15 protein-coding genes and 1 riboswitch are annotated in these 21442 nt (G+C 66.4%); of the genes, 4 read left to right on the top strand and 11 right to left on the bottom strand.

The features are described 5' to 3' along the window. The first annotated feature begins 11 nt into the window (after positions 1-11). Positions 12-1031, top strand: a complete 1020-nt coding sequence (locus tag CSAL_RS07605) for a sodium:calcium antiporter (protein WP_011506798.1) — start codon at positions 12-14, stop codon at positions 1029-1031. A gap of 21 nt (positions 1032-1052) precedes the next feature. Here CSAL_RS07605 and CSAL_RS07610 read toward each other — a convergent pair whose 3' ends face one another. The 7 genes from CSAL_RS07610 to CSAL_RS07640 form a co-directional block, all read right to left on the bottom strand. Beyond that, positions 1053-2129, bottom strand: coding sequence for a PA0069 family radical SAM protein (locus tag CSAL_RS07610; RefSeq protein ID WP_011506799.1), 1077 nt, complete (start codon positions 2127-2129; stop codon positions 1053-1055). 90 nt (positions 2130-2219) lie between these two features. Then, entirely contained in the window at positions 2220-2522 is a 303-nt protein-coding gene (locus CSAL_RS07615) for a winged helix-turn-helix domain-containing protein (RefSeq protein WP_011506800.1), read from the bottom strand. 95 nt (positions 2523-2617) lie between these two features. Beyond that, positions 2618-4459: a TonB-dependent receptor domain-containing protein gene (locus CSAL_RS07620; RefSeq protein ID WP_011506801.1), complete on the bottom strand. Its 1842-nt coding sequence runs from the start codon at positions 4457-4459 to the stop codon at positions 2618-2620. A 121-nt stretch (positions 4460-4580) separates the two neighbouring features. Beyond that, a riboswitch (cobalamin riboswitch) is annotated at positions 4581-4811 on the bottom strand. A gap of 75 nt (positions 4812-4886) precedes the next feature. Continuing rightward, entirely contained in the window at positions 4887-6131 is a 1245-nt protein-coding gene (locus CSAL_RS07625; protein ID WP_011506802.1) for a NupC/NupG family nucleoside CNT transporter, read from the bottom strand. A 189-nt stretch (positions 6132-6320) separates the two neighbouring features. Further along, positions 6321-7172, bottom strand: coding sequence for an OmpA/MotB family protein (locus CSAL_RS17715; RefSeq protein ID WP_011506803.1), 852 nt, complete (start codon positions 7170-7172; stop codon positions 6321-6323). After that, the gene (locus CSAL_RS07635; RefSeq protein ID WP_043558184.1) at positions 7169-7999 is read right to left on the bottom strand and encodes a motility protein A; all 831 of its coding nucleotides are present in this window, start codon (positions 7997-7999) and stop codon (positions 7169-7171) included. The genes CSAL_RS17715 and CSAL_RS07635 overlap by 4 nt, the downstream gene beginning before the upstream one ends. A gap of 132 nt (positions 8000-8131) precedes the next feature. Then, a complete protein-coding gene (locus CSAL_RS07640) occupies positions 8132-8968 on the bottom strand; it encodes a glycerophosphoryl diester phosphodiesterase (RefSeq protein ID WP_011506805.1) in 837 nt (278 codons plus the stop codon). Positions 8969-9294: 326 nt separating this feature from the next. Between CSAL_RS07640 and CSAL_RS07650 the strand changes: the two genes are divergently transcribed. From CSAL_RS07650 to CSAL_RS07660, 3 genes are all read left to right on the top strand, one after another. Then, positions 9295-9867 (top strand): hypothetical protein, encoded by a 573-nt coding sequence (locus CSAL_RS07650; RefSeq protein ID WP_011506806.1) that lies wholly within the window; start codon positions 9295-9297, stop codon positions 9865-9867. A 136-nt stretch (positions 9868-10003) separates the two neighbouring features. Further along, the gene (locus CSAL_RS07655; protein WP_011506807.1) at positions 10004-10981 is read left to right on the top strand and encodes an NADPH:quinone reductase; all 978 of its coding nucleotides are present in this window, start codon (positions 10004-10006) and stop codon (positions 10979-10981) included. A 23-nt stretch (positions 10982-11004) separates the two neighbouring features. After that, entirely contained in the window at positions 11005-11376 is a 372-nt protein-coding gene (locus tag CSAL_RS07660; RefSeq protein WP_043559234.1) for a septal ring lytic transglycosylase RlpA family protein, read from the top strand. Between the two features lie 53 nt (positions 11377-11429). On the opposite strand, the gene CSAL_RS07665 is transcribed toward CSAL_RS07660, so the two are convergent. From CSAL_RS07665 to CSAL_RS07680, 4 genes are all read right to left on the bottom strand, one after another. Next, positions 11430-13877: an acyl-CoA dehydrogenase gene (locus CSAL_RS07665; protein WP_011506809.1), complete on the bottom strand. Its 2448-nt coding sequence runs from the start codon at positions 13875-13877 to the stop codon at positions 11430-11432. Between the two features lie 115 nt (positions 13878-13992). After that, a complete protein-coding gene (locus CSAL_RS07670) occupies positions 13993-17106 on the bottom strand; it encodes an efflux RND transporter permease subunit (RefSeq protein WP_011506810.1) in 3114 nt (1037 codons plus the stop codon). Then, a complete protein-coding gene (locus CSAL_RS07675; RefSeq protein ID WP_011506811.1) occupies positions 17103-20231 on the bottom strand; it encodes an efflux RND transporter permease subunit in 3129 nt (1042 codons plus the stop codon). Before CSAL_RS07675 ends, CSAL_RS07670 begins: the two co-directional genes overlap by 4 nt. Next, positions 20228-21442: an efflux RND transporter periplasmic adaptor subunit gene (locus CSAL_RS07680; protein WP_011506812.1), complete on the bottom strand. Its 1215-nt coding sequence runs from the start codon at positions 21440-21442 to the stop codon at positions 20228-20230. The genes CSAL_RS07675 and CSAL_RS07680 overlap by 4 nt, the downstream gene beginning before the upstream one ends.

The raw sequence follows: 21442 nt of genomic DNA on the forward strand, positions 1-21442 counted from the left end.
GGAAGAGTGATATGAGCTTGACACTTAGCGTGGCGCTATTCGCGGGATGCGCGCTGATCATCGGACTGGTCGGGACGCGCTTGACCGGCGTGGTGGACACGCTCGCCGACCGCACCGGAATGGGCGAGGCGATCGCCGGGGCCGTGCTGATGGGCATGGCGACCTCGCTGTCCGGCATCGTGCTGTCGGTCACGGCGGCCTGGAAGGGGCAACCCGAGTTGGCGATGAGCAACGCCGTGGGCGGGATCGCCGTCCAGACGCTGTTCCTCACCGTCGCCGATGTGGCGCTGCGGCGCATCAACCTCGAGCATGCGGCGGCGTCCATCGGCAATCTTGCCCAGGGCACGCTGCTGATGTGCCTGCTCGGCCTGTTGCTGGTGGCCAGTTTCTCGCCGGAATGGACCTTGTGGAGCATTCATCCCGTTACGCCGATCCTGCTGCTCGGGTACGTGTACGGGTTGCGCATCATCGACGAGGTCCGCAGCGAGCCGATGTGGATGCCCCGGCGCACGCGCGAAACCCGCGAGGATACGCCGGATGACGAGGCCAGGCGCCATTCGTTGACGCGACTATGGGGCGCGTTCGTGGTCCTGGCCTTGCTGCTGGGCATCTCCGGCTGGGTGATGGAAAAAGCGGCCACGACCCTGGCGGCGGAAACGGGCATGAGCCAGACCGCCGTGGGGGTGTTGCTGACCTCGGTCGCGACGTCGTTGCCCGAGTTGGTGACCGCCGTGGCCGCCGTGAAGCGTGGCGCGCTGACCCTGGCGGTGGGCGGCATCATCGGCGGCAACGCCTTCGATACCCTGTTTGCCGCCGCCTCGGACGTCGCCTATCGTGATGGCTCGATCTATCATGCGGTCTCCGACCAGACCCTGCTGTGGATCGCGCTCTCGGTCTTGATGACGGCCGTCCTGCTGCTGGGGCTGGTGCGTCGCGAGAAGCACGGTCCGGCACGCATCGGCTTCGAGAGCGTGGCCCTGGTACTGCTGTACGGGGCGGGCGTGGCGATGGTCTTCCAGGATGCCTCCTGAGCATGCCTTGCGGCGATCCGCTCAGTCGAACAAGTCGCCCTGGGCATGCGGGGCGCGAAACGCGCTGGTGTCGAGTCCCATCTCGGTACGGCTCCCGATGCCCAGGCGCCGGCAGGTCGTGCGAAAGCGCTGTGCCAGAAGCTGGGCGAACACTCCCTCGCCGCGCATGCGATGACCGAAGCGGGCATCGTAGTCCTCGCCGCCGCGGCATTGACGAATCAGGCTCATGACCTTGGCCGCCCGCAGCGGATAATGCTCCTGGAGCCAGGCCTCGAACAGCGGGGCCACTTCGTGCGGCAGGCGCAGCAGCATCCAGGCGGCGGTGCGGGCGCCGGCCTGGTGGGCGGCTTCCAGCAGTGATTCCAGTTCGTGGTCGGTGAGTCCCGGGATCACGGGCGAGATCAGTGCGCCCACGGGGACGCCCGCCGCATCGAGCTCGCGCATGATTTTCAGGCGCGTGCGCGGCGACGCGGTTCTGGGCTCCAGAGTGCGTTTCAGATCATCGTCGAGACTGGTCAGGCTGACGAAGACGCGCACCAGGCGGTGCTCGGCCATTTCGGCGAGCAAGGCCTTGTCGCGCAGAATCAAGGCACTCTTGGTCACCAGCGTGACCGGGTGGCGGGTGTCCAGCAGCAGTTCCAGCAGCGCGCGCGTCGTGCCGCGCTCCGCTTCCAGCGGCTGGTAGCAGTCGGTGTTGCCCGACAGGTTGATCGGCCGACAGACATAGCCCGGCTTGTCCAGTTCGTCACGCAGCCGCTCGACCATCCCGGTTCGCGCGATCAGCCTGGTTTCGAAGTCGAGCCCCGGTGACATGTCCCAGTAGGCATGGCTGGGTCGTGCGAAACAATAGATGCAGCCGTGCTCGCAGCCGCGATAGGGGTTCAGCGAGCGGTCGAAGGACAGATCCGGCGAGTGGTTCCAGGAGAGCGCGCTTTTCGCCGGCTCGTCGCGGACTTCCGTCGCCAGCCGGGTCGGTGCGTCTTCCTGCCACCAGCCGTCGTCGATGGCATCGCTGGTCGTGGGCGAAAACCGATTGTGCGGATCGAAGGTCGCGCCACGCCCCTTGCGGGCGCGCGAGCGGTCACTGGGCGTCGTCATGGTCGGGTTATCTATACTGTATTTATAGCCAGTATAGGCGTCTGGCCTGTACGTTCAAGCCGCTGGTGGCATGCGACGCTCCGGATATCGTTATCCGCGCGGCGGGTAGCCCAGGGCTTCGCGCAAGCGCTCGGCGTGCGCGGCGACCCAGGCGGGGTCGATGGGGCCCCAGTCGCGGATGACGTAACGGCCGATATGATGCCGGGCGCCGGGTTGCTGTTCGAATTCGCAGTGGATGTCCAGCTCGACCAGAGCGTTGACGGTGTCCTGGGCGGTGCGACGCGGCATGCCGGTGGCTTCGATCAGCGCCGGGACGCTGGCCGTGCCGTCGGCGATCAGATGCGCGACGTACAGGCGACGATAGAAACTGCTCTGGGTCTTGCTGAGTGCCATGGGCATGCTCCGGAAGGGGACGTGAGGCGGATAGCATAACGCCCCACCCCGGAAAGGGGCAGGGCGCATGCATTGCACCGCGTGGAAGGACGCAGTCAGAAGCGCAGCGTCACGCCGCCTTCCACGTAGCGATCCTGGGTGTTGTAGCCGTCGATCAGCTGGTATTCCTTGTCGAAGGCGTTCTCGACCTTGGCCGAGAGTTCGATCATCGACGTGACCTGCCAGGCGGTGCGCAGATCGACCACGCCGTAGCCGGCCACCGTGGTATCCCCGTAGGTGACGAAGTCGCTGTCATGGCGATCGCCTGCCGCGCGCAGGGTGGCGCCGAACGTCCAGTCGGCCACGGCGTAATCGGCATCCAGGCGGCCGAAGGTACGGGCACGACGCTGCAGGCGCTCGCCGGTCTGCCGGTCCTCGGGGTTCTGGTGGGTGAGGCTGGCGTTGAGCGTCAGGCCGCCTGACTGCCAGCCGCCGCTGAGCTCGACCCCGCGAATGCGGGCTTCGTCGACGTTGTAGGGAATGGAGGTCATGGGATCGTAGCCGATCAGGTCGTCGATACGGTTATCGAAGACGGTGACACGCCCCTGCCAGCCATCACGCTCGTAGGCCCAGAACGCTTCGAGGTTCTCGGCGGTTTCCGCATCGAGATCCGGGTTGGTGCCGTAGGGGCCGTAGAGATCGATCAGGTTGGGCGCCTTGTAGGCCGTGGAGACGCTGGCGCCGAGTCGCTGATAGGGCGTGAGGCGGTAGGCATAGCCGAGGCTGCCGGTGGTCTCGTCGCCGAACAGGGAATCGTCGTCATGGCGCAGGGACCCGCTCACCTCATGGGCACCGTAGGTGCGCTGCATCATGGCGTAGATCCCGATGTTTTCACGGCTGTCCCTGACGTAGTCGCCGGCATAGGGGCTGGCGGAGTCGAAGTCGACACTGTCGTGGCGATAATCGATGCCCAGCACGTCCACGCCGTTGTCGCGGGTGAAGCGGTGCTGAAGTCCGACCTCATCGCGATGACTCTCGATCAGGCTCTGGCGTTCCCCCGCGTAGCGCTCTTCACGCTGTTCGTCGAAATGGCCGGCGGTGATCGACATCTGCCAGTCCGGCTGGAGCTGGACATCGAGCTGGCCGCCGAAGGACTGCAGATAGCCTTTGGTGACACAGTCTTGTGTCGGGGTGAAAGCACCGGCTGGGTAGCAGTTGTCGTATTCGCCCTCGAAGTTCTGCCGCAGGGCATTGACGCTCACCTCGACGTCGTCGTTGAAGCGATGCGACAGCCCCAGTTGCGCGCCTGCACGCTCGAAACCGTCGCGCTCGCCGCTGTCGTCCGCCTGGGTGGCATTGAAGCCGTCCCCGTCGCGGTGAAAGAGCGAGGCGTTCAGGCGGGTGTCGTCGTCGCCGGTGGCGACCCAGGCGCTCTGGCGTTGGGTGCTGTCGCTGCCCGCGCTTGCCTTGAGCCCGACTTGCGTGCCGGTGGCCGCGCCACGCCGGGTGAAGACCTGGATGACACCGCCGATGGCATCGGCGCCATAGGCGGCGGCCCGCGGTCCACGCACGATCTCGATGCGCTCGATGGCCTCGAGCGGCAGCATCTCCAGGCTGGCGCCGCCGCTGGTGGCCGAGTTGATGCGCACGCCGTCGACCAGCACCAGGCTGTGGTCGGATTCGGTGCCGCGCATGAACAGGCTGGAGAGCGTCCCCGGCGGGCCGCTCTGGGCGATTTCGATGCCCGCACGGCCTTGCAGCAGGTCGATGATCGAGCCGGCCTGGCTGCGCTCGATGTCATCGCGGTCGATGACGGTGGTGCTGGCCAGGACATCGCTCTGCGACTGGGGAAGCCGGTTGGCGGTGACCTGGAGATCGGATAGTCGTTGATCGCCCTGCGCCTGTGCGCCGCCCGCCACGACAAGGGCGAGCCACAGCAGGTTCTTTTTATGCAACATGGAAAAACGCCTCATCAGCGTAAGAAACGAGTTACGCGATGAGGAGGACAGAAGGTGACGCCGCCGCGTCGCCTGGACAGCGTGAATGCAACGGTCGCCACTGGCGAAGCCCTCCGCATCAGCCAGTGCTGAGACGCAGGCCGGTCTCCGGACTGACGCGCTGGCGGTCGGCCATGCCGACGCCGGACAGAAACGCCTTCCCGCGTTCATCGGCGACATGTTGCCGCGACGAGAGGCAGTGGCGGCCGCTTGCGATCGGGCAGCGGCGGTTTCTGTCGACACGCGATTACCGTTGCGGGGGCAGTACGGGATTCTCACCCGTTTCCCGAGCACCTGGGTCTCGACGGACGGGGATTCTGCTTGGCGGTGCCGGGCAAGTCAAACGCCGGTCGCGTCGGGCGCGACCGGCGGGTGCGTGAGCGGCGATTCAGAGCGAGAGGAACAGCCCTGCCAGGGCGGCACTCATCAGATTGGAGAGCGTGCCGGCGGCAACCGCCTTGAGCCCCATCCTGGCGATGTCGCTGCGCCGGTTGGGCGCCATCATGCCGAGTCCCCCCATGAGAATGGCGATGGACGAGAGGTTGGCGAAACCGCACAGGGCGAAGATCACGATCGCCTTGGAATGGGCGCTCAGCGCCTGGGGATCGGCCGCGAGATTGGCGAAGGCGACGAACTCGTTGAGCACCAGCTTCTGGCCGAGGAAACTGCCGGCTTGAATGGCTTCCGCCCAGGGCACGCCGATCAAGAACGCCAGCGGTGCGAACAGGTAGCCGAGCAGCAGTTCGAGGGTCAGTTCCGGATAGCCGAACCAGCCGCCGATGCCGCCGATGATCTGGTTGCCCAGCGCGATCAGCGCGATGAACGCGAGCAGCATGCCGCCGACGTTGATGGCCAGTTGCACGCCGGAAGCCGCGCCGTTGGCCGCGGCTTCGATGACGTTGGCGGGCGCCTGTTCGTCTTCGCCGTCGATGACCTCTTCCAGGTCGGCTGCCTGACGCTCGGTTTCCGGCACCAGCATCTTGGCCATCAACAACCCTCCGGGCGCCGCCATGAACGAGGCGGCCAGCAGGTACTCGAGGGAGATGCCCATGGCGGCGTAACCGCCCAGCACGCTGCCGGCGACCGAGGCCAGACCACCGACCATCACCGCGAACAGCTCGGAGCGCGTCATGCGCGACAGGAAGGGGCGCACGGCCATCGGAGCCTCGGTCTGGCCGACGAAGATATTGGCCGCGGCGGAGAGCGACTCGGTGCGCGAGGTGCCCAGCAGCTTGCGCAACGCGCCACCGATCAGCTTGATGACCCAGCGCATGATGCCCAGGTAATACAGCACGGCGACCAGCGAGGAAAAGAACACGATGATCGGCAAGACGCGCAGGGCGAAGACGAAACCGCCATCGCCGAAGACCTCGAACATGGTATCGCTGACCAGCCCGCCGAAGACGAAGTCCATGCCTGCCTGGGCACTGTCGATGACGGATTGCACGCCGTGCGTCAGGCCCAGCAGCACGCTGTGACCGAAGGGGATGTACAACACGAACAGGCCCAGGCCGGCTTGAATGGCGAGGGCGCCGCCGACGGTGCGCAAGCGAATGGCGCGTCGGTTCTCGGATAGGGCGAAGGCGATCAGTAGGACGGCGATCACGCCGACAAGCCCCATGAGGGTTTGCATCGAAGGCTCCTGAATGCTGGGTTTGAGGGACGGACGAGTGCGGCCGTGACAGCAAGGTCGGCGCTCGGCGGCAAGCGCTTCGGGGGGCGGCGCGCATGGGTCGGCCCTGCCGACCTGACCCAAGGGTGCGTACTTTAACAGCATCGAGACGCCGCGCGAACGTCATGCGGGCGCGGCGCCTCGACGGGCTTACGGCGCGTCGGACGGCTCGGGTTCGTGCAGGACCAGCTCGACGCGGCGGTTGGCGGCACGTCCCTCGGCGCTGTCGTTGCTCTGCAGGGGACGGGTATCGGCGTAACCGACGGCACGCAGCGCCTCGCTGTCGAGGCCTTCGCCGACCAGGAAGCGCAGGACGGCCGTGGCGCGTGCGGTGGAAAGCTCCCAGTTGGAGGGGAAGCGATCCGTGGCGATGGGGCGGCTGTCGGTATGCCCCTCGATGGTGATCTCGCCATCGAAGGCGCGCAACGAATCCAGCAATTGACGCAACACCGCACGGCCCTCGTCGGTGAGGTCGGCCTGACTGCTCGAGAACAGCAAGTGATTCTCGATGCGGAAATTCAGCCCCTGGGCGCTCTGCGTCACCACGACACCGTCGATGAAGGGCTTGAGCGTGTTCGGCAGGCGCCGCACGCCGGCCGGTTCGCGCACGGCGGCCTTGGCGTTCTCGACCAGGGCCTCGGCCGGGGCCGGGTTGACCATGATCATGCGTGGCGGGCGCGGCGGCATCGGCGGTGGTGTGTAGAACGTCGTGTCACGCGGCGGCACGTAGCGCTTGTCCGAGCGTGGCGGCACGTAGAAGGTCGGCGACCAGGCACTCGCCTGCAAGGTGGGCACACCCAGCACCGGGAACGCGAGTGCCTCTTCGGCGGCACTGTCGTCGTTGCCGGTCAAGGCCAGCAGCAGCACGAACAGCGTGATCAGCAGCGTGAGCATGTCGAGATAGCTCATCAGCCAGCCGCCCCCCTCGTCGTTCGAGGCGTGCACGGGCGCGAGCAGGGTGTCGCCGGCGTCGATGGCGTAGCGATGACTCGCTCGGCTCATGCCACCGTTTCCTCCTGCTTGCGGGCATCGGCGTCGGGCGCGTCGGTGCGCGGTGCCGGCCCGCGAATCTCGTCTTGATGCTCGGCCATGAAGGAGTGGAGCGTGTCTTCGATGAACGAGGGCAGACGCCGCTTGGCGACCAGCATGACCCCTTCCATGACCATGTGCATCTCGATGAGACGCTCCTCGGTGCGGCGCTCGAGCTTCACGGCGATGGGCTTGAACAGCAGGTTGGCGAGCAGGATGCCGTAGAACGTCGACATCAGGGCCACCGCCAGGCGCGGGCCGATGACCGTCAGGTCGCCGCCGTTGATGACTTCGAGCATGTTGATCAGCCCGATGAGGGTGCCGAGCATGCCGAAGGCCGGCGCATAGGTCGCCATGGTGCGAAAGATCTGCGATTCGGCGTACTCCCGCGCCCGCATGCGCGCGATGCGCCAGCGCAGGACGTCATGAATCTCGTCGTCCTGGGTGTTGGCGATGACCAGCGAGATGCCGGTACGCAGGAACGGATTGCGCGTGTCCTCGAGCTCGGCCTCGATGGCGCGGATGTTGCCACGGAACCAGTGGCGCGCCATGGAGACCAGCGTCTGGATGTCCTCGTCGATGCGGCTGTTCTCGCGCCGAAAGACCAGCCCCACCAGACGGGTGACGCGGACCACCTCGCGCATGGGGTAGCTGATGAAGGTCGCGGCGAGCGTGCCGGTGATGACGATGGCAAGCCCCGGGAAGTTGAAGAAGCTGCTGGGCGTTTGCGCGGTGAAGAGCACGACGGTGGCAAGCAGCAATACGCTGGCGGTGATGCCGATCAGGGTCGACGGGTTCATGGGCATTGTCCGGTGCACGAGCGGCATGAAAGCGGTAAAGCGATTTGGCCAAAGGCCTCCATGGCGCATGATACGCGCGCCTCGCGCGACCAAAGCGTGCATTTGCCGTGCGCTTTGCGCGCTTTTCAGCTACTAGACGATACCGAGGTTCTCCGTCGAGGCGAACAGGGTAGGATCGTCGCTGATCACGGCATCGACGCCCCATTCCCAGCACGGCAGGAAAGTGGCAGGGTCGTTGGCGGTGTAGCACAGCAATTGCAGGCCGGCCTCGTGAACGGCGGCGACGGTGCCGGGCTTCAGTTTGCGCCAGTCGAGATGCACGCTACTGGCGAGCAGAGCCTCGGCATCCGCTTGCCAGCCCCTTGGCAACCTGTCGTACAGCAGCCCCAGCCGCAGACGGTGCGGATCGGCTTCCTGGCGCCGTGCGCTGCGCAAGGCGTTACGGTCGAACGAGGAGACCAGCAGCCGCGAGGGGGGGAGCGCGGCCAGGGCGCGGGGAATGACCGTCTCGGCGAGGGCGGCGGGATCGTGCTTGTAGCTGATCTTGAGCTCGAGGTTGAGCCCCATGTCGCAGGCCGCGAGCAGCGCCAGCATGTCATCGAGCGTGGCCATACGTTCGTCATGGAAATCGGGATTGAACCAGCTGCCCACGTCCAGTTGCCGTGCGCGTTCGATATCGAGACGCCGCAACTTGCCACGTCCGTTGGAACAGCGCCGCACGCCGGCATCGTGCCAGATGACCGGCGTGCCGTCGCCGAGCAGTTGCACATCGAGTTCCACCCAGCGACAGCCGGCGGCATGGGCCGCACGCACCGCCGCCAGGGTGTTTTCCGGCGCCCGTGCGGAAAGGCCGCGGTGGGCGATGGCACGTGGCAGCTCGAGTGCCGGGCCGTGTATCGCGGCGCGGGGCGTTTCGTATTGCACGGTGGCCCGAGAGCGGGGCGTGGCATCGGGAACGGGAACTGACATGTCGGAACTGACCTCGCGAATGGCCGATGGACGTCGCCGAGCGGGTACGAAGTGCCAATGTTATCGACGCCTTGCGTACCATGCCCGATCACCGCGTCCCGTGCACGATCGGCGCGGCATCGAAACGACAGCATAGCATCGCAGCGCACGGTGCCGGGCAGGCCGTCTGCACGGGCATCTTCCTGCTCAGTCTAGGTCGTCTTCTTGACATCCGGATGACCATGACACGATGAGAGGACGCAGGGGGGTATGGTAGTCTGCGCACTTTCCATCCCCGCCCCTGGCGCTTGTGCCGGCAGGTGGCGCCCCGACTGGCGGAGCAATCGATGAAAGTCATTCATGTCAAGAATTCAGAGAGTCGCGAAGCGTGTCTCGCCCGGCTTTGCGCCAACGTGTACGGCCAGGACGCCGGTTTGACGCCGCTGGTGACCTTCACCGGGATTTCGGGTGTGCTGTTCGAGCAGGACGCGGCGCGTCTGTTCGCGCTGGCGGACGACCGACAGCGGATCCTCGCCATGATGCTGCTGATCTCGGATATCGAAGGACAGGGCATGGAAGTGACGCTGCTGTCGGCGCCCGAGGACGGGGGCGATGACACGCACGTCAAGCAGCTGGTCCGGGAGATGGCCATGCGGGCTCCGCTGCGCGTGCATGCCAACGACGCCACGAGCGAGGCCTTCTTTCGCGATTGCGGCATCGCGCATTGGCTCGACATGCCGGACGGCGTGCGCCTGGGGCTGAGCTCGGAGCACGAGAAGGTCGAGCCCGCTGCCCTCACGCAGCCGCTGCGTTTCAACGCCCAGGCCATCGTGCAGACCTTCAAGCGTGAACCCGAGACCTTCGAGGCGTACAAGGCGCGCTTCCTGGCGGGGCTGGAGCGCTTCGACGGACAAGTGTGACATCGCGGGCACGTGGCGGCGGTCGGCATGGCCGGCCGGTCCATTGGGCGAAGGTCGTCGTCTGGATGACTTGACCCGGCGCACGTTCGGCGCTTGGATGAAGGCCTGAACCCGTTAGCTTCATAAGGAATCATGCATGGCCAAGCGTATCCAATTCGCACGCACCGGTGGCCCCGAGGTACTGGAGTACGTCGACGTGACGCCCGCCGAACCCGGCCCGGGCGAGGTTCGCGTTCGCAATCACGCGGTGGGGCTGAATTTCATCGACATCTATTTCCGTACCGGCCTCTACCCGGCGCCCAGCTTGCCTTCCGGGCTGGGCACCGAAGGGGCCGGTGAGATCGACGCCGTGGGCGAGGGTGTCACCATGTTCGCGCCGGGCGATCGCGTCGCCTACGCCCAGGGCCCGCTCGGCGCCTATGCCGAGCAGCATGTATTGCCGGCGGAAAAGGTCGTCGCCTTGCCCGACGCCATCGATTACGAGACGGCCGCTGCCGCCATGCTCAAGGGGCTGACGGTGCAGTACCTGCTGCGCCAGACGTATCGGGTCAAGGAAGGCGAGACGATCCTCTTTCATGCGGCGGCGGGCGGCGTCGGCTCGATCGCCTGCCAATGGGCCAAGGCACTCGGCGTCAAGCTGATCGGCACCGTCGGGTCGCCGGAAAAGGCTGAGCTGGCCAAGCGCAATGGCGCCTGGGCCACCATCGACTATACCCGCGAGAACGTCGTCGAGCGCGTTCGCGAGCTGACCGGCGGTGAAATGGTGCCGGTGGTCTACGATTCGGTGGGCAAGGACACCTGGGAAACCTCGCTGGACTGTCTCCAGAAACGCGGCCTGATGGTGAGCTTCGGCAATGCGTCCGGTCCGGTCGAGGGCGTCAACATCGGCATCCTCAATCAGAAGGGCGCCTTGTTCGTGACGCGCCCCAGCCTCAACGGTTACGCCGACACGCGTGAACGTTTCGAGGCCATGGCCGCGGAACTCTTCGAGGTGATCGCCAGCGGCCAGGTCACCATCGATGTCGCCAACCGCTATCCGCTGCGCGATGCGGCCAAGGCACAGGAAGCGCTAGCGGGGCGTCAGACGACCGGCTCGACGGTATTGCTACCCTGATGTGGCGTCGTATATCTCGGCTGATGGCGGTCGTGAGCGGGACGGTTGCCGTGGTGGCGTTGGCGGGATGCGCCACCGATGGTGACGCAACGTCCGCCGGTGCGACCTCAGAGCGCGGTCAGGCCAGCTATTATCATGATCGCTATCAGGGACAGCGCACGGCCAGCGGCGAGCCATACGATGCCCAGGCATTGACCGCCGCGCATCGACGGTTGCCGTTCGATACCCGTGTGCGTGTTACCAACTTGGATAACGGCCGGCAAGTGACGGTACGCATCAACGACCGAGGTCCCTTTACCGAGGGGCGAGTCATCGACCTTTCGCGCCGTGCAGCCGAGCGTCTTGGCATGATCAAGGCCGGCACGGCGCCGGTACGTGTGACGCCGTTGCGGTAAGAGCCATCCCGCGCGACCGTGCCTCATCGAGGTGCGGTCGCGCGCCCTTCAGGCTATGTCGTGTGCCAGACCACACGGTCCTTGTCGGTGGCGAAGGCGTCGAAGGCGAAGTCGTCGACGCTGAGCATGTCCAGTACCTCGCGCTCGAAGCGCCGCATGAAGATGGCGTCGTCTTCCTCGATCAGGCCGGCCTCCCAGGCCGCCTCGACACGCTGTTCGGGATGCAGGGCCTCGGCGGGCAGTTCTCCCTGGCTGTAGGCCTTGGCAATGCGCCGGTAGAGCGGTTCGGCACGTTCGCTGTCGGCGAGCAGGGCATTGTAGCGAGCCAGCGGATTGTCGCGTTGGCCGGCTTCCTGGGTGTTCCAGGTATCGGCGGTCAACTTGTGGCGCAAGGCGCTGTCGGTGGAAATGGCCCGTGCGATGTCGCGGGTGAACCGGTCCTGTGGCTTGTGCCAGCGACGCCCCAGCGGTAGCGCGACGGCGGAGAGCGTCATCGCCAGCGCGCGGTTGGGCAGGTTGTCGAAGAGTTCCGTGAAGGCCTGTTCGGCACGATAGAGCAGGGTGCGGCAGCTGTAATGCATCAATGCTGCCTCGTGCTCGACGCTCTCCGACTCGTGCCATTGCTTGATCAGCATCGAGGCCAGATACAAGTTCGAGAGCACGTCGCCCAGGCGCGCCGAGAGCATTTCCCGTTTCTTCAGCCCCGAGCCGAGGCTGGCCATGGCGGCATCGGCGCACAGCCCGAATGCCGACGCCAGGCGCGAGACTTCCTGGGCGTAAGGCGCGGCGACCTCGTCGAAGGGGACCCTGGACTTGCCGATTCCCAGGCCTTGCGTGAAGGCCCGTGCGGCATTGCCGAACACCATGCCTGCGTGTCCGAAAATGGCCTTGTCGAAAGCGGCGAGATCATTGTCGTCCTTGGCGGCCAGCTCATCGAGTACATAGGGATGGCAGCGTATCGCCCCCTGGCCGAAGATCATCAGGTTGCGGGTCATGATGTTGGCGCCTTCCACGGTGATCGAGACCGGGTTGGCGGAGTAGGCGATGCCTAGATAGTTGCGCGGACCCAGCGTCACCGTGCGGCCGCCGTGCACGTCCATGGCGTCGGCCAGCATGCTGCGCTGGAATTCGGTCAACTGGCTCTTGAGAATCGCCGAGGGAACCGCCGGCTTGACGCCGTGATCGATGGTATTGGCGGTCTGCATGACGGCCGCCTGGGCGATATAGGCGTGGGCGGCGATGCGTGCCAGGGGCTCCTGCACGCCTTCCATGTCGGCGACGGGGAGGTTGAACTGGCGGCGGATACGGGTGAAACCGCCGGCCCAGCCCACGGCATAGCGGCCGATGCCCGAGGCCCCGGAAGGCAGGGTGATGCAGCGTCCCACGGAGAGGCATTCGACGAGCATGCGCCAGCCCTGACCCGCCATGTCGGGCCCGCCGATGATCCACTCCAGGGGGATGAACACGTCCTTGCCGCGAATCGGCCCGTTCATGAAGGGGCTGCCGATGGGATGATGGCGGCGGCCGATATCCATGCCCGGGGTGTCGCGCGGAATCAGCGCGCAGGTGATGCCGAGGTCCGAGGTATCGCCGAGCAGGCCGTCGGGGTCGAACATGCGAAACGCCAGACCCACCACGGTGGCGATGGGGGCCAGGGTGATCCAGCGCTTCTCGAAGGTGAGCTTGAGCCCCAGGACCTCCTGGCCATTGTACTGGCCCCGGCAGACGATACCGACATCCGGCAGCGAGGTGGCGTCGCTTCCCGCCCGAGGCCCGGTCAGCCCGAAGCAGGGAATCTCGCGGCCGTCCGCCAGGCGCGGCAGGTAATGATTCTTCTGTTCCTCGGTCCCGTACTTGAGCAACAGCTCGCCCGGCCCCAGCGAATTGGGTACGCCCACCGTGACCATCAGCGTCTCGTTGACCGCCAGCTTCTGCAGCACGGCCGACTGGGCCTTGGCGGAGAATTCCAGCCCGCCGTAACGCTTGGGAATGATCATGCCGAAGAATCCCTCGCGCTTGAGGTATTCCCACAGCTCGGGGGGCAGGTCGGCGCGCTCGCGGGCGATCTCCCAGGCGTTGCACATGCCGGCGGCCACCGAGCACTGGTGATCGACGAAGGCACGTTCTTCCTCGCTCAGGCCGGCGTTGCGAAAGTCCAGCAGACGTTGCCACTGCGGACGGCCCGAGAACAACTCGCCATCCCAGGCCACGCTACCGGCTTCCAGCGCGGTGCGCTCGGTTTCCGAGACCTTGGGGGCGGCCTTGTCGAACGCGGCGAACAGCCGCGGGGTCAGCCAGCGGCGACGTAGCGTGGGCAATCCGCATGCCGCGACGGCGGCGGCGCCCAGCCACAGCAGGATGCCGACCGTCACCGCGCCGAAGACGACGCCGATGAGACCGAGAACCGCCAGCACCCCGAGCGCCGGCAAGGCGCCCGCCTCGCGACGCATGACCCACACGAGGCCTGCCAGTGCCACGATGATGAGCAGTAGTTCCAACATGCGGACTCTCCCTGAATGAATTCTAACGAGCGTTTGAATTCAGCCTAGCGCACTCATCGCGTCGCGACTAGTCATCCAAGGTGGAAGATGATGCAGCGCTGCCCGCCCAAGACAGTCAGCGCTGCCCGACGCATGCCGGTGGCGCCTCGTTTGGCGTCGCGTCGAGGCGAGCGGGCCGCAGGCGACGATGCAGCCGGTCGAGGTAGAGGTAGACCACGGGAGTGGTGTAGAGCGTGAGCACCTGGCTGAGGATCAGACCACCGATGATGGTGATGCCCAGCGGCGCACGCAGGGCGGCGTTCTCGTCGGTGCCCAGCAGCAGGGGCACCGCGCCCAGGATGGCGGCCAGCGTGGTCATCATGATCGGACGAAAGCGGACCAGTGCCGCTTCGCGGACCGCCTCGAGCGCGTCGAGGCCGCGTTCGCGCTCGGCGCTCACCGCGAAGTCGACCAGCATGATGGCGTTTTTCTTGACCACGCCGATCAGCAGGATGATGCCGATCAGGGCGATGAGCGTGAACGGGGTATCCAGCAGCATCAGCGCGAGCAGGGCGCCGACCCCTGCCGAGGGCAGCGTCGACAGAATCGTCAGCGGGTGGATGTAGCTTTCGTAGAGAATCCCCAGCACCAGGTAGACGGTGACCAGCGCGGCCAGTATCAGCCACGGCATGGCTTGCATGCCGCTCTGGAAGGTCGCCGCGCTGCCTTCGAAATCCACCTGCAGTGCGGTCGGGGGGCGCAGGTCGTTCACCGCCTGACGGATCCGTTCGGTCGCTTCGCCCAGGGAAACGCCTTCCGCCAGATTGAACGACACCGTGGACGAGGCGAACTGGCCCTGATGATTGACGCTGACCGGGCTGGTGCTTTGTTCGAGGTGGCTGAACGCCGACACGGGGATCGAGTCGCCGGCCTCGTTGATGACATGCAGGCGCGAGATGGCTTCCGGCGCCTGACGATGGTCGGCATCCACCTCGAGAATCACGTAGCGCTGGTTGTCGGCATCGTAAAGGCTGGCGATGCTGCGCTGGGCGAAGGCGTTGCCGAGCAGAGTGTCCACGTCCTGCATGTCGACGCCCAGCCGGCGGGCGGTATCGCGATCGACGACCAGCTCCACGGCCTGTCCCTCGCCCCGGTTGTCGCTGTCGACCCCGGTCAGGCCCTCGAGACCGCGCAGGGTGTCGCCGATCCGTCGCGACCAGGTATCGAGCAGTTCGAGGTCGTCGCTCTTGAGCGTGATCTCGTACTGCGTGCCCGTGTTCTGGCGACCGCCGATGCGGATGTCCTGGAGGGCCATCATCGAGGTGCTGACCCCGGGCAGGTCGCCCACCGAGGCCGCCAGGCGATTGCCGACCGCCTGCGTGCCCTGCGTGTGCCCGTCTTTCAGCGTGACGAAGAGCGTGGCGGAGGCACCGCCGCCGCGTCCGCCCATGAAGCCCAGCACACTGTGGACCTCGGGCGCGCTGGCCAGGCGTTCGCGAATGGTGCGCAACTTGTCCGACATGGCATCGAACGACAGGCTCTGGTCGCCGCGTACGAAACCGATCAGCCGACCGGTGTCCTGCTGGGGAATGAACCCCTTGTCCACGACGGCGTAGAGATAACCATTGAGCACGATGACGCCGACCAGCGAGAGAAGCGTCAGTCGGCGGTGACGCAGAGCGACATCCAGGCTGCGGTCGTAGAGGCGCTGGGCGCCTCGTCCGCAAGCGAGCAGAGCTCGCTCCCACCCCGGTGTGCGACGCCGACGAACGGGACGCAACCAGCGCGCGCAGAGCATGGGGGTTAACGTCAGCGAGACGACCAGCGAGACCAGTACCGCCAGTGACAGCGTCATGGCGAACTCGAAGAACATGCGTCCGATGAACCCGCCCAAGAAGAGCAGCGGCACGAAGACCGCGACCAGCGACACGCTCATCGAGGTCACCGTGAAGCCGACTTCGCGAGCCCCTTGCAGCGCGGCACGCAAGGGCGGCATGTCGCGCTCGATGTGGCGGGCGATGTTTTCGACCACCACGATGGCATCGTCGACCAGAAAGCCGATCGACACGATCAAGGCCATCAACGACAGCGTGTCCAGCGAGAAGCCCATGACATGCATCATCGCGAAGGTGCCGATCAGCGAGACCGGTATCGCCAGGCTGGGAATCAAGGTGGCACGGGCATTGCGCAGGAACAGGAACACCACCAGCACCACCAGCGCGATGGCCAGCATCAGCGTGAGCTGGGTTTCGTGCAGCGAGGCACGAATGCCCGGTGCCCGATCGAGCTGCACGCTCAGCGACGCGCTCTGCGGCAACTGGCTTTCGAGCGTCGCCATGCGCTCGCGAATGCCGGCGATGGTCTCGATGACATTGGCGCCACTGCTGGCGCTGATCACCAGGAGCACGGCGGGCTGGTCGTTCTGGAAGCCGACGTTGTAGCGGTCCTCCACGCCGTCCTCGAGGTCGGCGACGTCCCCCAGGTGCATGACGGCGCCATCCTCGCCACGGGCCACGACGAGATCCTCGAAGGCCGCGGCGCGCATGAGCTGCGAGTCGGTGTCGACCTCCCAGCGGCTGGCAGGCGAGGCCACGAAGCCCGTGGGCGTGCTGGTGGTGGCGCTGCGGATCGCATTGGCCACGGCCGTCAGCGAGACGCCGGCATGCTCGAGGCGACGCGGGTCGAGCGACACGCGTACCGCCGGCGAGGAACTGCCGCCGACATTGACGTCACCGACACCGGGCACCTGCAGGATCGGCGGGGCGATGCGCTCGTCGGCGAGCCGGTAGAGCTCGCTGGTGGGCAAGGTGTCCGACGTCACCGAGAGAATCATGATCGGCGCCGCCGCCGGGTTCATCTTGCGGTAGCTGGGACGGCTGGTCATGCCGCTGGGCAGCAGGGGCTGGGCATTGTTGATGGCGGCCTGCACCTCGCGTGCGGCGACGTTGATGTCCTTGTCGAGATCGAATTGCACGATGATGCGCGTCGACCCGTCGGAGCTGCTCGAGGTCATCTGCGAGATGCCCGCGATGCGGCCCAGCGAACGCTCCAGCGGCGTGGCCACGGTGGACGCCATGGTTTCCGGGTTGGCGCCGGAAAGGTTGGCGCTGACCACGATGGTGGGGAACGACACGTTGGGCAGCGGCGCCACGGGCAGTCGCTGGTACGCCAGCAGGCCCAGCAGCACGATGCCCAGGGCCAGCAGCGTGGTGGCGACCGGACGTCTCACGAAGGGGCTGGAAACGCTCAAGAGCTCGCTCCGTGCGTGCGTTCGCGGCGTTGCCGGCGGTCGTGCCAGCGCTCGGCGAGCCGGTCGAAGAAGAGGTAGATCACGGGCGTGGTGAACAGCGTCAGCAACTGGCTGAGCAACAGTCCGCCGACCATGGTCATGCCCAGCGGCCGCCGCAGCTCGGCGCCGTAGCCGCTGGCCAGCATCAGCGGCAGTGCCCCGAGCAGGGCGGCGAAGGTGGTCATCATGATCGGCCGGAAACGCAGCAATGCGGCGCTATGAATGGCGCGTGCGGCGGACATGCCTTGCTCGCGCTGCGCCTCGAGCGCGAAGTCGATCATCATGATGGCGTTTTTCTTGACGATGCCGATCAGCAGGATGATGCCGATCACGGCGACCATGCCCAGGGCACTTTGGCTGAGCATGAGGGCGAGCAGCGCGCCGATGGCCGCCGAGGGCAGGGTGGAAAGAATCGTCAACGGATGGATATAGCTTTCATAGAGCACGCCGAGCACGATGTACATGGTCACGATGGCCGCGGCGATCAGCCATAGCGTGTCGCGCGTCGAGGTGGTGAACGCCAGGGCCGTACCGCGGAAATCGAGCCGGGTATCGGCGGCCAGCACGTCGTCACGGGCGGCTTCCACGGCGGCGAAAGCCTCGGACAGCGAATGGTCCGCGGCCGGTGCGAATGACATCAGCGCCGAGGGGAACTGGTTGAGCCGCTGGCGCGACAGGGCGGTGGGGGCTTCCTCGACGCTGACCAGACTCGACAGGGGAATCATGGCGTCATCGCTGCCGCTCACGTAGAGCCGCTCCAGGGCCTCGGGCCCCTCGGCGTTGGCCTGCGTGGCGCCCAGCACGACGCGGTACTGGTTGGATTGCGTGAAGATGGTCGAGATCAGGCGCTGGCCGAAGGCATCGTAGAGTGCGTCGTCGATGTCGGCCACCGATACGCCCAGGCGACTGGCGCGTTCCCGGTCGATACTGACCTCGAGCTTGCGTCCCGCGTTTTGCAGGTCGGTGGCGACATGGGCGATGGCCGGCGAATCCTGGAGACGCTCGGTCATGGCGGCGACGTCCTTGGCCAGACGTTCGCGGTCGCCTTGCGTCAGGGCGAACTGGTAAGGGTAGCGGCTGACGGTGTCCTCCAGCGTCAGGTCCTGTACCGGCGTCAGAGCCAGGTCGATCCCGGGAACATCCGCGGCGGCGGCGTCAAGCCGCGCGATGATGGCGTCGAGGCTGGCATCGCGTGCCCCGAGATCGACCAGGTCGATTTGCAGGCGCCCGCCGTTGAGGGTGGTGTTGGTGCCGTCGATACCCACGCTCGAGGCGATGTTGGCCACTGCGGGGTCGTCCATCAGACGCGCGGCCAGCGCCTGCTGACGGGCCGCCATGGCCTGGTATGACGTCGACTGGGTGGCCGTGGTGACCCCGCGCAGCGTACCGGTATCCTGGACCGGAAAGAGTTGCTTGGGCACCAGCCAGAAGAGCACCGCCGTCAGCGCGAACGTGCCCAGGGCGACCCATAGCGTGGCACGCTGGTGGCGCAGTACCGCGTCCAGGGCGCGTTCATAGCCCCGGGTGAGCCGGCCGAAGAGCCCTTGCCGGCTGCGGACCAGCGCTTCGTCATCCAGGGGCGGTCGCTCGGCGTCGACCGCGTCGTCATGCGAGCGCAGCCAGCGCGCGCACAGCATCGGCGTCAGGGTCAGGGAGACGAATGCCGAAATGACGATGGAGATCGCCAGCGTCATGGCGAATTCGCGGAACAACACGCCGACTACGCCGCTCATGAACAGCAGCGGGATCAGAACCGCGAGCAGCGATACCGTCAACGAGAGAATGGTGAACGCGATCTGGCGCGAGCCCTTGAGGGCGGCTTGCAGCGGAGATTCGCCGCGTTCGAGGTAGCGCGTGATGTTCTCCAGGACCACGATGGCATCGTCGATGACGAACCCGGTGGCGATGGTCAGTGCCATCAGCGTGAGGTTGTTGAGACTGAAGCCCGCCAGGTACATGGCGCCGAAGGTGCCCACCAGCGACAGCGGCACGGCGAGACTGGGAATCAGGGTCGCCGGCAGATTGCGCAGGAAGAGGAAGGTCACCATGATGACCAGCCCGACGGCCAGGATCAGTTCGAACTGGACGTCCTCCACGGCGGCGCGGATCGTGGTGGTCCGGTCGCTGAGAATCTCCACGTCGACGCTGCCCGGCAGGCTGGCCGATAGCGTGGGCAGCGCGCGTTCGATGTCATCGATCACGCCGACGACGTTGGCACCCGGTTGGCGCAGAACATCGATCAGGATCGCGCCCTTGCCGTTGGCCCAGGCGCCCAGCTGCGCGTTTTCCGCCCCATCGTCGATGCTGGCCACATCGCTCAGACGCAGGGGCGCGCCGTTCTCGTACTTGAGGATCAGGTCGCGATAGCCCGCCGCCGAGGTCAACTGGTCGTTGGCATCGATGCTGTAGGCGCGATACGGCCCGTAGATGGTGCCCTTGGCCTGATTGACGTTGGCGCTTTCCACGGCATTGCGCACGCCGGCCAGGTCGAGGCCATGCGCGGCGAGTCGGCGTGCGTCCACGTCGATGCGCACCGCAGGGCGGTTGCCGCCGGCCAGGCGGACTTCACCGACGCCGCCGATCTGGGCGAGTTTCTGTGCCAGACGGGTATCGACCAGATCATGCACCTCGGTCAGCGGCAGACTGTCGGAGGTCACGGCGAGTGTCAGCACTGGCGTGTCGGCGGGGTTGACCTTGCTGTAGCTCGGTGGCCGGGGAAGGTCGTCCGGGAGCAGGGTGTCGGCCTGATTGAGCGCGGCCTGGACTTCCTGCTCGGCGACGCCGAGGTCGCTGTCGAGCCCGAAGCGCAGGGTGATCAACGACGCGCCGCCGGTGCTGGTGGAGCTCATGGCATCAAGGCCGGCGATTTCGCCGAGCTCGTCTTCCAGCGGTGCGGTGACGTGGGACAGCATGACGTCCGGGCCGGCGCCGGGATAGAGCGTGGTGACCTGAATGGTCGGGAAGTCGACCTCGGGAAGCGACGAGATGCTCAACAGGCGATAGGCAAGCGCGCCCGCAATCAGGATGGCCAGCATCACCAGCGAGGTGGCGACCGGACGCAGGATGAACAGACGCGATGGGTTCATGATGCGTCCCGAGCCGCCGCGTCGGCGTCGCCGGTCGCCGTGTCGCGGGATTCACCGGGCAGGGCATCGCTGACCACGCGGACCGCGGCACCGTCGCTCAGGTTGTCGATGCCGTCCACCACCACGCGCTCGCCCGCCGCCACGCCACTGACCAGTGCGCTGCGATGATTCTCGCTGGCGCTCACCTCGACATCGCGCCGGCTGACCGTATCGTCGTCGTTGACGACGTAGACGAACAGGCCGTCCTGGCCGGTCTGTACCGCCGGTTCGGGCACGATGACACGGTCATGCAGCGTGCGAACCGTCAGGCGCACATCGACGAATGCACTGGGATAGAGACGGCCCCTGTCGTTGTCGAAGCGGGCCCGGAGCCGCACGGTGCCGGTGGCGGTGTCGACCTGGCTGTCGAGACTGGCCAGTCGGCCCTCGAGTCGTTCGCCACCCACCGTGGTCGCCGTGACCGTGGGCGCGTCCCCGGCGTCGAGCTGCTCGCGCAGGGTGGGAACGTACTGGCTGGGCAGCGAGAACACCACGGAAATGGGATCGAGCTGGACGAGCGTGGCGATGGGGTCGTCGTCGCCGCTGGCGACCAGGTTGCCGGGATCGACGTTGCGAATGCCGATGATACCGTCGCTGGGGGCGGTGATGCGGGTGTAATCCAGCTGTACCTGAGCGCTGTCGATATTGGCCTTGTCGCTGGCGACGGCGCCTTCGTACTGGCGTACCAGCTGGCGCTGCTGCTCGAGTTCCTGGCGGGCCACGGCCTGACGCTCGACCAGAGTCTGATAACGTTCGAGATCGTCGCGTGCCGAGGCCAGCTGGGCCTGATCCTGAACCAGCTGTCCCTGGGCGGCGGCCAGTTGTGCCTGGTAGTCGCGCGGGTCGATGGTGGCCAGCAGCTGGCCCTGCTCGACGTGTTCGCCTTCCTCGAATGCCACCTCCAGCAGTTCGCCTTCCACGCGCGGGCGTATGGCCACGCTCGCCAGCGAGCGCACCGTGCCCAGCGCCCCGACCGTGACCGCGAGGTCGCCGCGCTGGGCGGCGACGGCGGCCACGGCCGTGCCGCCGTTGCGCGCTGCGTCTGCCGGTGGCTCGCCCTGGGGGTCGCTGCGCCGCCAATCGGTCACCCACCACACGGCGAGCGCGACCAGCACGACGACCAGCAGAAGGCCCCAGAGACGGCGGGAGTGACGAGCAGGCGAGTGTGACAT

Source organism: Chromohalobacter israelensis DSM 3043, from assembly GCF_000055785.1.
GTDB lineage: Bacteria > Pseudomonadota > Gammaproteobacteria > Pseudomonadales > Halomonadaceae > Chromohalobacter > Chromohalobacter israelensis.